The sequence below is a fragment of the Vibrio sp. A37 genome, from assembly GCF_059777565.1.
Window position 1 is genome coordinate 527,510 of the sequence record NZ_JBLNLI010000001.1, and the last position, 11,582, is coordinate 539,091.

Annotated in this window: 10 protein-coding genes; 6 read left to right on the forward strand and 4 right to left on the reverse strand. The window is 40.5% G+C overall.

All coding sequences use genetic code 11. The annotated features are described in order from the left end of the window. The first annotated feature begins 74 nt into the window (after nucleotides 1-74). The 5 genes from ACM2FC_RS02210 to ACM2FC_RS02230 all read left to right on the forward strand — a co-directional run bounded on the left by ACM2FC_RS02210 (nucleotide 75) and on the right by ACM2FC_RS02230 (nucleotide 4,205). A complete protein-coding gene (locus ACM2FC_RS02210; protein ID WP_498479190.1) occupies nucleotides 75-914 on the forward strand; it encodes a helix-turn-helix domain-containing protein in 840 nt (279 codons plus the stop codon). A 34-nt stretch (nucleotides 915-948) separates the two neighbouring features. Beyond that, on the forward strand, nucleotides 949-1,410 hold the full coding sequence (locus ACM2FC_RS02215; protein ID WP_498479191.1) for a GNAT family N-acetyltransferase: 462 nt from the start codon (nucleotides 949-951) through the stop codon (nucleotides 1,408-1,410). A 190-nt stretch (nucleotides 1,411-1,600) separates the two neighbouring features. Continuing rightward, nucleotides 1,601-2,605, forward strand: a complete 1,005-nt coding sequence (locus ACM2FC_RS02220; RefSeq protein WP_498479192.1) for a hypothetical protein — start codon at nucleotides 1,601-1,603, stop codon at nucleotides 2,603-2,605. Nucleotides 2,606-2,826: 221 nt separating this feature from the next. Then, nucleotides 2,827-3,540: a riboflavin synthase subunit alpha gene (locus ACM2FC_RS02225; protein WP_498479193.1), complete on the forward strand. Its 714-nt coding sequence runs from the start codon at nucleotides 2,827-2,829 to the stop codon at nucleotides 3,538-3,540. A 20-nt stretch (nucleotides 3,541-3,560) separates the two neighbouring features. Next, complete coding sequence (locus ACM2FC_RS02230) at nucleotides 3,561-4,205, forward strand: helix-turn-helix transcriptional regulator (protein WP_498479194.1); 645 nt, start codon at nucleotides 3,561-3,563, stop codon at nucleotides 4,203-4,205. On the opposite strand, the gene ACM2FC_RS02235 is transcribed toward ACM2FC_RS02230, so the two are convergent. Further along, nucleotides 4,202-5,203, reverse strand: coding sequence for a LacI family DNA-binding transcriptional regulator (locus tag ACM2FC_RS02235; protein ID WP_498479195.1), 1,002 nt, complete (start codon nucleotides 5,201-5,203; stop codon nucleotides 4,202-4,204). The genes ACM2FC_RS02230 and ACM2FC_RS02235 overlap by 4 nt on opposite strands. A 394-nt stretch (nucleotides 5,204-5,597) precedes the next feature. On the opposite strand from ACM2FC_RS02235, the gene ACM2FC_RS02240 reads away from it, so the two are divergent. Next, nucleotides 5,598-8,318 (forward strand): glycoside hydrolase family 3 protein, encoded by a 2,721-nt coding sequence (locus ACM2FC_RS02240; protein ID WP_498479196.1) that lies wholly within the window; start codon nucleotides 5,598-5,600, stop codon nucleotides 8,316-8,318. A gap of 152 nt (nucleotides 8,319-8,470) precedes the next feature. Here ACM2FC_RS02240 and ACM2FC_RS02245 read toward each other — a convergent pair whose 3' ends face one another. The 3 genes from ACM2FC_RS02245 to ACM2FC_RS02255 form a co-directional block, all read right to left on the reverse strand. Continuing rightward, nucleotides 8,471-9,655 (reverse strand): multidrug effflux MFS transporter, encoded by a 1,185-nt coding sequence (locus tag ACM2FC_RS02245; protein ID WP_498479197.1) that lies wholly within the window; start codon nucleotides 9,653-9,655, stop codon nucleotides 8,471-8,473. Nucleotides 9,656-9,881: 226 nt separating this feature from the next. After that, nucleotides 9,882-10,658, reverse strand: a complete 777-nt coding sequence (locus ACM2FC_RS02250; RefSeq protein ID WP_498479198.1) for a CmcJ/NvfI family oxidoreductase — start codon at nucleotides 10,656-10,658, stop codon at nucleotides 9,882-9,884. A gap of 48 nt (nucleotides 10,659-10,706) precedes the next feature. Next, nucleotides 10,707-11,534, reverse strand: a complete 828-nt coding sequence (locus ACM2FC_RS02255; RefSeq protein WP_498479199.1) for an SDR family NAD(P)-dependent oxidoreductase — start codon at nucleotides 11,532-11,534, stop codon at nucleotides 10,707-10,709. Between the last annotated feature and the right edge of the window lie 48 nt (nucleotides 11,535-11,582).

The window sequence follows — 11,582 nt, forward strand, 5'->3', positions numbered from 1 at the left end:
AATCGTTATTATGAAACCTGCGTGATCTGTATCAAGAAACGTCTTAGACACGTATAAAGAGTATCAGGATAAATATGGCGAATAATAATTATCAATTGATTGGCGATTTTCTTCGCCGAAAACGAGAAAGCTTGGCTCCGGAAGAGATGGGGTTGCCTACCCCTATTCGTAGCCGAACACCAGGGCTTCGTCGTGAAGATGTTGCGGATCTCGCGGGAATGAGCACAGTCTGGTATAGCAAGATAGAGAGAGGTAAAGCAAACGGGATCTCTGATCTCAGTTTAACCGCGTTGAGTGACGCATTGCGTTTGAACCCATCTGAGAAGCAGTACATCAAAACCTTAGCCACTCAACAACACCATATTCCATCAGAGCCATGTTTTGAGATATCTCCGGAATCTAGAAGGATGTTGAATCAACTCGATCCATTTCCAGCAATTGTTATCAATGACTACTTTGATATTCTGGCATGTAATCAGTCTTATATACGTATGTGTGGTGTCGATCTTAATTCGTTATCAGAAGATGAACGCAACTACGTCTATCTCACTATCACGCATCCTAACTGGCAAAAGTTTTTGCAGATAACCGATTCGAATACTTTGGATGTAAATCTACAACGTATGGCTGCAGTGCTTCGAGCGATGTCAGCGTCAAGAGCAGATGATCATATTTTGCGGCAAAGAGTTGAACGATTTCAGTCTATCTCGGAAGCGTTCAGCGATTTTTGGAATGAAAAATCGGTGCGATATTGCGATGAAGCGGAGTTTGAGTTTTTGCATGCTGAACTGGGCTTAATTAATTTCAAAAAGCAGATTTGGTGGAATTTCTCTGCGAATACATGCGGCCGTTTAGTTGTCTACCACGCGCAAACGGATACAGATTATCAAAACTTGGCGAGCATTTGGAATTAACATAACGCAAAGCTAAGCAGTACTGGAGTGATTAATGGAAATTAGAATAGATACCTTAGAAGATGGAAAAGTTGTCGCTTTATTAGAAGAGCACCTGAGCGATATGAGGGCTACAAGCCCTCCAGAAAGTGCCCATGCGCTAGATCTAGAGTCGCTAAAAGCAGATAGTATCACCTTTTTCAGTAGTTGGGTGCGAGATGAGCTTTTGGGTTGCGTCGCGCTGAAAAGGCTTGATACTAGCCATGTCGAGCTAAAGTCAATGCGAACATCCAGCTCTGCAAGAAATAAAGGTGTGGCGACAGCTATACTTAACCATGCCATTAATTACGCAAGAAAAAATGGATTTGAAAGAATTAGTTTAGAAACAGGCTCTCCTGATTATTTCAAACCAGCAAGAACCTTGTATGAAAAGTTTGGCTTTCGCTATTGTGAACCGTTTTCTGATTATATGCTTGACCCCTATAGTAAGTTTATGACGCTCAATTTACTCAAGTGAAAAGAATAATCAAATAAGTAAAGTTTCTTAATGATAATAAAATTCACTTCTATTTTTAACATTGCTTTTCATTGCAAGGTCATGAAAATATTACAGTTTACCATTCTAAATATATATATTTAACATCATAAAAAATAAGTGTATAAATAGCGGCTCAATAATAATGAACTAAATTAATGGACCGTTGATTATGATGAAAACATTCTCATATCGAACTTTATTGGTATTTTCAGCAATTATTTTATTTTTTCTCCCTTTTTTAACTAATGCTAAAACTATCAATAACGAAGTAAATAAGGGCACGCCAAATGTGTTATATGTTCTCGACAATACCAGTTATGACGGAATTAGTGACGGTAGTGTGCAAGTGTGTGATATCAACAAATCTGATGGAACGCTCGCGAATTGTAGAGTAACCAAATACGATTTTTCGGAGCCTTGGGACATCGCCGTAGATAGAAATACCATGAACGCGTTTATCGCTAATATTTCTACAAGAAATAATGGTGAAATGACGGACTGCAGAATAAATGCGAATACTGGCGATCTGGAAGATTGCTATGGCATAGCGCACTTTCCTCTATCGGAATCAGTAGCCTTAAGCCCTTCCGGAAAGTCAATTTACGTAGCGACTGAGGCAAGTGGTGTCGATTCTAAAGCCGATAATTTATATACATGCCAAGTGAATAAACATCCTGATTTTGACATTTATGGATCAGATCAAATAAAAAACTGTACTCATCGAGAGGCCACTTTCATGCCCATTCATAAAGTGGTTACCAACCCTTTTGGTACAAAGCTTTATGTTTCGGGACGACATGTATCAAAAGGGGCGATTACACCTTTTGGAACAGTCGCACCATTAAGTGCAGAATCGAGCCAAGACGATAAAGGGATAATATATGACACAGCCTTTTCAAACTATGGTCACTTTGTGTATCTTGCTACGGATTTAGGTATAGAAACATGTAAAGTGAATACCGATGGTTCCTTCTCAAATTGCAAATTCAGTAACGTAATGGATTGGCGCACTTGGGGAATCGCAGTTAATGCGGCAGGGACGAGAATGTATGTTGATCTACCTAGTGGAGCTGGTGTTGATGTATGTACCTTAAATACGGCCGATCATATGCCAAGTTCTTGCAAACCAGCAGGAGGGAGTTTCGTTGACCCAAGTCGACTAGCGTTACTTTAATTAAGGTTGAAGCTCTACATTATTAATTTGATGTAGAGCTTTGTTTATTTTAACGGAAACTTAGTTGGTGACGAAGGCGTTACTATTTCCCAGCTTTTAACAGTGAAATGTTTCTCGAGTTTTCTATAGTTCTCTATTAAATGGGAAGTCTTAGATTTCTAACATTCTGAATTAATGGAGTAATGTTAGTCTCATGGTTCTTGAAAATGTAGGAGTTTAAGATGTTTACAGGAATCATCCAGTCTGTCGCCAAACTTGTTGATGTGAAAGACTGTCGAGGTATTAGAACATTTAAAATTCAATTTGAAGAAGGTTTTTGCAACAAACTTGAAATAGGAGCTAGCATTGCCGTTGATGGTGTTTGCTTAACAGTCACAGAAATCTTATCTCCAACTTTTGTCAAATTTGATGTGATGATACAAAGCTTGTTGATCACTACTTTAAGCCAGTTTGAACAAGGCAATTGGCTCAATGTTGAGAGAGCAGCGAAAGATGGAGCTGAGATTGGTGGGCACCCACTGTCAGGCCATGTAGATTTTAAAACCAAACTAACGGACATACGTCAAATAGAGGACAATTACTGTATTCGATTTGCTTTGCCAGACAATTGGAAACGTTATGTTTTTTCCAAAGGCTATATTGCAATTAATGGCGCGAGTTTGACGGTTGCCGAGGTGGACAAGGAAAACCAATGGTTTGAAGTTTGGTTAATCCCTGAGACTAGAAGGGTGACAACATTTGAACATAAGCAAAATGGCGACGAAGTAAATATAGAAATTGAAAGAGGAACGCAAGTTGTTGTTGATACGGTAAGAGATACTATCAATGAGAGCTTAGGCCCATTGTTACCGCTTTTTGAAAAATTTCTCATTGAAAATGGAGCCAGTGTCGATACCATTGCACATCAAACGACGAAACAGTTGCGGAACTCTTAACCTCAAGCGATAGGACGATAATGATGGCCGAAAAAGAAAAGCTACAAAATGCCAAATTACTTTTGCAAAGATATGCAAGTGTAGCTGATGGGATAGCGTTGCTTTTTTCTGATTACGTGGAGGTCATCATTCATGATTTGGTTTCACAGCAAGTCGCTTATATTGCAAATAATTTGTCTAAACGTCAGGTTGGTGACCCTTCAGCTCTAGATGAAGTGAGTTTTGAACAAACAGAGAACGTCATCGGTCCTTACGAAAAAATTAATTGGGACGGAAAACGGATCTGTTCAACCAGCGTAGTGATTCGCAATGAGGAAATGGAACCTATTGGTATGTTGTGTATCAATATGAATACTGGCCCAGTAGAAGAGGCTAGAGCACTGTTAGAAACCCTTATGCCAGTCAAGAAACTTATCCCACAACCTGAGAAGTTGTTTCACGACGACTGGCAAGAAAAAATCAATAGCTTTATTCATACTTGGTTAGCCAATAACCGTCTAACATTATCGACTCTGTCGCGAACAGATAAGAAAAATCTGGTTAATGCCTTATTTAATGAAGGTGCCTTTAACGCGAAAAGCTCTGCCGATTATGTTGCGAATGTACTCAATATGGGCAGAGCGACGGTCTTTAACTATTTGCGCGAGATACGCAATCGGAGCTAGCTGCACCTTATCTTTACAGAATCTCTAGAGATTAATTCTGGTATGACTTTCTTACCAGATATGCACTTTTTATGCAGAATATTATCTATGATTTTTTTGGCTGCGAGTATCCCTATTTCTTGGGTAGGAAAATTGATAGTTGTTAGCTTTGGCGTTAAATGTTCCGAAAAAGCACTATTGTCAAAGCCTACGACAGAGATATCGTCTCCAATAGTCAGCTTTCTTTCTCTAATGACATCGTATACACCAAGTGCGATTTGGTCGCTGTGACAAAAAATAGCGGTTAAATCTGTATTTCGGTCTAACAATCTTTTAGGGGCGGCTTGGTTCTCGTGCATATCAAAACGCCCTTCCACGATGAGGTTTGGATTATACTCGATGCCATACTCGGCGAGTGCTTTCCTATATCCTTGTAATCGTTCTCTGCTATCTGTTTGGTTTAATGGGCCTGTAATGCAGCCTATTGTTGTATGCCCAGATTCAATAAGGTGCTTTGTTGCAAGATAGCCGCCAAGTTCATCATCTACGTATATACAATGGTTAGCAACTTCTGGAATGTAGCGATTTAACAGTATCGTTGCTGGATGACTTTTTGTGATCGCTATGAGCTGATCGTCTTGAAGGTGGGTAGCATAGATAATTAATCCTTCGACCTGTTTCGATGTCAGAAAGTTAACTGCATCCCGCTCATATTGTCTCGATTTTTCTCCACTCGTCGCAATCAAGTAGAGGTCATGTTGGCGAATGGTTTCTTCTGCTGAACTGACTAAACAAGAGTAAAAGGGCCCCGAGAGGCTACCCACAATCATTCCAACGCTTCTAGAGCGGTTGGAAGCTAGAGTTTGTGCTGAAATATTTGGCTTATAACCCAACCTTTCTACCACTTCTAACACTTTCTTTTTTGTGTCTTCAGATACTCTTGGGTGGTTATTCAGAACTCTAGAAACCGTGGACTTTGATACTTTTGCAATTTTGCATACGTCTTTAATTGTAGACAATCGTTACTTCCTGATGCGTTGGGATTAGTAATGAGATTAGCTGCTTAGCCTTAGTTTATAAGGAATAGTAGCGGACAGCAAACGTGTTGCTAATCTGCATTTCCGATATTTTTAATTTGCGGGAGCGGTTTCATAAAGTGTGATGTGGCTCGCTGCTTGAAAAATTGAAAGTAATTAATATTCAGTGCGGATATCGTAACCAATTCAATGAAATATCAAAATTCTCACGTAAATTTATCGATTTTCGATGATTAGACTGATGCTTATATATGATTTTTGTGGGAGCGGTTTCTCTTGTGGATTCAGTTCTGATGTAAACAATTCACTCAAGTAGAACTAGCTCGATTCAATATCTAAATAGGGAAGTTTTGAAGTACATGACTAGGAAGAAAATATGAACCTTAAGAAAACAGCAGTTTCAAGCTTAACGATATTGGCTGCAGCTTGCGTCAGCTATTCATTACATGCCAAGTCGAATCAGCACGGGGAGCATTCATCTAGTGTTCCTTATTTCGATGACTGGCCTCAAATAAACAGTGAAGTGAAGAAAGACCCAGTGATTGAAAGTCGAATTATAGATATTTTGTCCCAAATGACACTTGAAGAAAAAATCGGTCAGATGGTTCAGCCTAATTTGACTGAAGTGACACCTGAAGAAGCTAAAGAGTATAAGCTAGGTTCAATATTAAATGGCGGTGGTGCGTGGCCAAATGACAACAAATATGCAACGGCTGAAGACTGGGTAGCTGAAGCAGATGAGTTTTATCTGGCTTTGGAAGAAGCGTATCAAGGCCGGGGGTTTAGAGTTCCTTTTATGTGGGCAACCGATGCGGTACATGGTCATAACAACGTGTATCGTGCAACGGTGTTTCCTCACAATATTGGTTTAGGAGCAGCACATAATCCTGATCTCATTGAAAAAATCGGCGAAGCGACAGCTAAAGAAATTGTTGCTACAGGTCTAGACTGGACTTTTGCTCCAACCGTTGCTGCTCCTAGAGACTACCGTTGGGGGCGTGTCTATGAAGGTTATTCTGAGGACCCAGAAGTCATCTATCAATATGCAGGTAGAATGGTAGAGGGTTTGCAAGGTGGTGCAAAAGGTCTAAAAGGTGAGTCAAACGTCATATCTAATGTAAAACATTGGGTTGGCGATGGTGGAACACTAGACGGGGAAGACCGAGGAGAGAATCATTATAGTGAAGAATATTTGCGAAATATTCACGCGACTGGGTACTTTTCTGGCCTAAACGCTGGTGCGCAAGTCGTTATGTCTTCCTTTAACTCTTGGCACAATGAAGCGAATTACGATCATACAGGAAGTGGTGATTACAATTATAAAATTCATGGTAGTAAATACCTCATTACTGACGTACTTAAAAATAAAATGGGATTTGATGGCCTAGTTGTGACGGATTGGAATGGTCAATCTGAAATTAATGGTTGTTCTGCGAGTAATTGCCCGGCAGCAGTAAATGCAGGAAATGATGTTTTCATGGTCACCGCAAACAGTGATTGGAAAGCTTTTTATAACAACGTGATCGCGCAGGTTCAGGATGGAACAATACCGGAAGCTCGAATTGATGATGCGGTAACTCGAATATTACGCGTGAAAATGCGTGCTAACTTATGGAGTAAACCACAACCCTCAAAAAGGGAGTTTGCTGGACGAGATGACATTTTGGGCTCAGAAAAGCACCGAGCTTTGGCTCGTGAAGCTGTGAGTGAGTCGTTGGTGTTGCTAAAAAATAATGACAGTATTTTACCGCTAAACAAAAAGCAGAGTTATTTAATAGCAGGCTCGGCTGCAAATGATATTCAAAAGCAGACTGGTGGCTGGAGCTTAACTTGGCAAGGTAGTGAAAATGCCATTGCTGATTTTCCGGGTGCGTCGACCATGTTGACGGCACTAACACAGCAAATTGGTGCTGAAAATGTTTACACCGAAGCCTCTCTCGCTCCTGAAGGAGCCATCGCTATTGTTGTCATCGGGGAAGACCCTTATGCAGAAATGATGGGGGATATTAAAAGCACGCAAACATTAGAGTTTTCATCAATCAAGTCAACTTACTCGGCTGACTTAGACAAGATCAAAGAATTAAAAAAGGCTGGTTTTCAGGTTGTGACAGTTTTTTATTCTGGACGGCCTTTGTACGTCAATGAAGAGATAAATAATTCAGATGCTTTTGTTGCGGCGTGGTTACCAGGCACTGAAGCTGGCGGTATCACAGACGTTTTATTTAATGTGAATGGCAAGGACTTTACAGGTAGACTTTCCTATTCTTGGCCGATGAAAAAGTGTGCGACCACAATCAATCGCCACGCTCCCAATATTGCGGATTATCAAACCCCAGAATTTGAACAGGACATTGACGGTGAAAATCAGCCCTTATTTCCATATGGTTATGGTTTATCTTATGGTAAGAGCAGTCGGCTGAATGTAGACACTGATTTAAATGAGATACCACTTGATCCTAGAGATTATGGGTGTGGTCAAACGGAGTCAGATAATGGTATTGCAACAGATAACCTAGAAATATATGGTCGACTGTCTACTGGAGAGTTCAGTGCCTACATCAGTGGTGCTGACAACGGTTGGAGCGGTCAATCTGTGTCTAACGGTAGTGTCACATCAATAGGCTCGATAACCACCACGCCAATTAACTACAAGCACCAACAAGATGCTATCAATGTTGTCTTTTCTGGTGAATCAGCAGCACAAGTTTACATGCAAACCATCGATGGCCTAGGAAAAGATCATTCAAGCTATACCAATGCCGAGTCAACACTACAGTTTGATATTGATATGAAAAGTGCAGCGCCAAATTCATTCATACTTTCAACGCACTGCGAATGGCCATGCAAAGGTGAAGTGAACATTAGTGGCCTGTTGCCAGCAGCATCTTCAGAAAATGACACGAACTGGACAACTATCAAGGTGCCATTAAAGTGCTTTGAACAACAGGGTATGAATTTTTCCAATGTTAATACTGCTTTCTTACTTTATAGCGAGCAAGCGGTAGAGTTCAATCTTGGTGAAATCCGTTACGTTCCAGCGAGTGTGGATAGTGCTGAAGATGCAATAAGTTGTGAAGCCCTGCAGTCCAATGAGTGACTAGGTAATCATTATGTAACGGCTTACAGTATGTGAGTTTTTGATTTACAAATAGAGAGGCGACTAGTGCCTCTCTACTTTTTCAAGGACGATCACTACAAAATGGTAAGTGCTAGTTTAACTTCCGCGCTTTGTTGAGCGCTTTTCGATGTCTAAGATTTCTGAACACGAAAACATAAACCCAAAGCAATAGTACCGCAAATTAGCAGCATAGCCGCTAATGGTAGAATACTAGTGTAGTGGATATGGCTGACAATCATACTCACAAGTGCTGCCATAAAAAACTGAATAAATGAAATTAACGATGAAGCTTGACCTGCTTCTTTTTCAATATATCTCATTGCAATTGCGATACTGGAAGGTATTGCGATTCCGGCACCCAAGGTTGCTATAAATAACGATATAATTGTTCCCCATAGGCTTGACCAAAACCAATAAGATAAAAACAGAGAGAGGCTGCCAAGTACAATCAATTGGGCTCCAATGAGACAAAGACGAAGTGGAGAATACTTCACACCCCATTTTGCAGCAAAAAAACTTCCTGACATGAACCCAAATGCGTTGATGGCAAAATAGTAACCAAAGTCTCTTGTTCCAATTCCAAATAGGTTCTGATAGACATCAGGAGAACTCGCAATAAATGAGAACAAGGCAGAAAACGCAAAACCACCAATCAAAATTGGGGTCATAAATTTCGTATTACCAAGTAGATCCTTATAGGACTCGCCAAGCTGCTTCAGGTTTAGTTTCACTTTTCTAGGTGTGGTTTCTGGCAAAATAATCGCACATACCGTTAATATAGAACCTATTATTGCTAATACGATAAATATCGCCTTCCAATTCAGCATGGTCGCTAAATATCCGCCAATGGGTGGCGCGATTATGGGGGCGATTCCCATTAAAGCAGAGATAACACCTAAATAACGAAGCCTTTCTTCCTCAGGAAATAAGTCTTTTATCATGGCATATGTGATGACAGCACCCGCTCCAGCAGACAGAGCCTGAACAGCTCTAAACACCAAAAATGATTCGATTTTAATCGCGAACGCACACAACAACGAGAACACAGAAAACACAGCCATTCCAATAACCAGAATGGGTTTGCGTCCATAGCGGTCAGATAAAGGTCCAAACACAATCTGGGCGAAGGCATAACCGAACAAAAACAATGTCAAACTGAGTTGCAACAACGAAAAGCTGGTATGCATCGTGGTTTGTATTTCACTGAATGATGGCAGATACATATCCGTGGAGAATGGAGGCAACATGGCAATCAAAACAAAGAAGGCTAATAGGGGTAACCTTAAGGAGCTTGAGTGATTTCTGGCTATATGCATATACATAATTCCAACGTTTAAGTATTAGATTTGTAGTTCGAATACTTGTGGTTAGTTTGCTCTATAAGCGAGTCGTTATAACACGTGGAAAAAGGAATACCAATAGCCTACTAAGATTTAAATTGATGAGATAGTAAGCTTTTTACAACGAAGTTTGGATTTGTTTAAAGAATGATTGAATTAGGTTACCCGTGTCGTTATCGAGTGAACGATTGTTTTTTCAAAATCAGTAGCGCACTAAGGTCCTTGTCTCAATACTTCGTCGTATTGTCGGAATCGGATTTGATGACCTGATATCGACAGCGCTGTGGCCAATGGCATCGAGACCTTGGTTATCGTAGATATTGAAGATAGCGATTGATTTTGGGGTCATGTTAGACATGTAAGTCCAGCGGTGAGACTCATTGTAAACGAGGCCCAAAATCTGCCCAGTTCTATCGGGGTAGATAAGATCCAGTGTGACCCAATCATTTTCGTTTACCGTTTGAGGCTGCAAGAAACCTAGTGGAGCACTGGTGATAACATCTTGAATTGGACGCCATAAATTCACGAATCCGAAGTGCTCTTGCTGCCATTCTTTTGCTCTGTTTTGTCCAACTAAGCTAATTAGTCGCTTTTGCGCACCACGTTTACTGTAGTCTGTGTGCACATTGCGGGCGGGTTGGCGTTCAGAGCATGGCTTATCAATGCGAACAGTATTATCAAACACAATAACCTCTTTCGCAGATAACCTTTCAAGGAGCAGCTTGGTGACTTCTTGGTTATATTCAATTTCCCAGCCTAGAGTGCTATCAAAATTATCGACGCAAGAAAGGTGCTCAACAAACTCTAAACTGTCTTTGAAAAATGAAGGCATACCAATATCACGCACGTCATAAACGGTGACTTCGGTAGGTATGAGTTCAGGAGAGATCAGCTTACCTTTCTCTCCATCCACATCAATTTGATAAGCTTGTTGGACATTGCTTTGAACATGGTAGTTTACTGTTGCCTGTATTTGCATAATCGATACCTATTTTGTAGCAATTATAAATGTTTAGGCCAAAACTTATCAGACGATAGCAGACTGATGTGTGTTTAGTTGCTGCAGTAATGCATCCATTGAATGAACTAGCTCCTCATTAACGCTCGCTTCTAAACCTTCTGGGTGGGGCTCAGTGAATTGGCCTATGTCATTATCAAAATACTGACCTGAAGCTTGGGAAAACTCTTGATTTAAGCCTAAACGAATCAAAATATTGGCACCTATATTAAGACTCTTTCCTTCCACACCAAACCCTTCTTTCACCATTTTACTGGCAAGAAGAGAACCTGGGTTTACGGCGATAAAAGCCGGGCCGTCATTTCCAAGTGTGCGGGCTAGATGTTTTGTCCACATTGTAATAGCGAGTTTACTTTGTGCATAAGGGTTAAATGGTTCTTCTATATGACGTCGACCAAGTAGAGCATCAATATCGACAGGGGCTTGAGCCGCTGAAGAGAGGTTAATCACTCGGCTAGTTGCATCCATAATCGGTAGCAACTCTTTTGTTAATAAATAGGGTGAAATAGTATTAACAACGAAGCGTACATCCAGATTGTCTTCGGTTATTGGGGAGTCGGATTTATAAACGCCGGCATTGTTTATCAGCACATCAATATGTGAATGGTGGCGACGGATATTCTCTGCCAACGTAATGACTTCTTCTATCACTGAAATATCTGCACAATAACTCTCGCACGTACCAGCTTGTAAGTGTTTCAGTTCTTGCTCGACTATTCCCAGTTTTTCGAGGTTTCGGCCGTGTATTAATACGTGATGACCTTCAGCAACCAACTTAGTCGCGGTTAATTTTCCAATGCCATCTGTTGCACCAGTGATTAGAATTGTCTTGGACATGTTGCTTCCTTTTCTAATACTTTTCTATTAGTATCATATATTATTTTC

What these genes read in the sequence shown, in the direction of transcription:
- ACM2FC_RS02250 (WP_498479198.1), bottom strand. Translation starts at nt 10,658, where the DNA reads ATGCAAATACAGGCAACAGTAAACTACCATGTTCAAAGCAATGTCCAA.
- ACM2FC_RS02240 (WP_498479196.1), top strand. Translation starts at nt 5,598, where the DNA reads ATGAACCTTAAGAAAACAGCAGTTTCAAGCTTAACGATATTGGCTGCA.
- ACM2FC_RS02220 (WP_498479192.1), top strand. Translation starts at nt 1,601, where the DNA reads ATGATGAAAACATTCTCATATCGAACTTTATTGGTATTTTCAGCAATT.
- ACM2FC_RS02255 (WP_498479199.1), bottom strand. Translation starts at nt 11,534, where the DNA reads ATGTCCAAGACAATTCTAATCACTGGTGCAACAGATGGCATTGGAAAA.
- ACM2FC_RS02245 (WP_498479197.1), bottom strand. Translation starts at nt 9,655, where the DNA reads ATGCATATAGCCAGAAATCACTCAAGCTCCTTAAGGTTACCCCTATTA.
- ACM2FC_RS02230 (WP_498479194.1), top strand. Translation starts at nt 3,561, where the DNA reads ATGATGGCCGAAAAAGAAAAGCTACAAAATGCCAAATTACTTTTGCAA.
- ACM2FC_RS02215 (WP_498479191.1), top strand. Translation starts at nt 949, where the DNA reads ATGGAAATTAGAATAGATACCTTAGAAGATGGAAAAGTTGTCGCTTTA.
- ACM2FC_RS02210 (WP_498479190.1), top strand. Translation starts at nt 75, where the DNA reads ATGGCGAATAATAATTATCAATTGATTGGCGATTTTCTTCGCCGAAAA.
- ACM2FC_RS02225 (WP_498479193.1), top strand. Translation starts at nt 2,827, where the DNA reads ATGTTTACAGGAATCATCCAGTCTGTCGCCAAACTTGTTGATGTGAAA.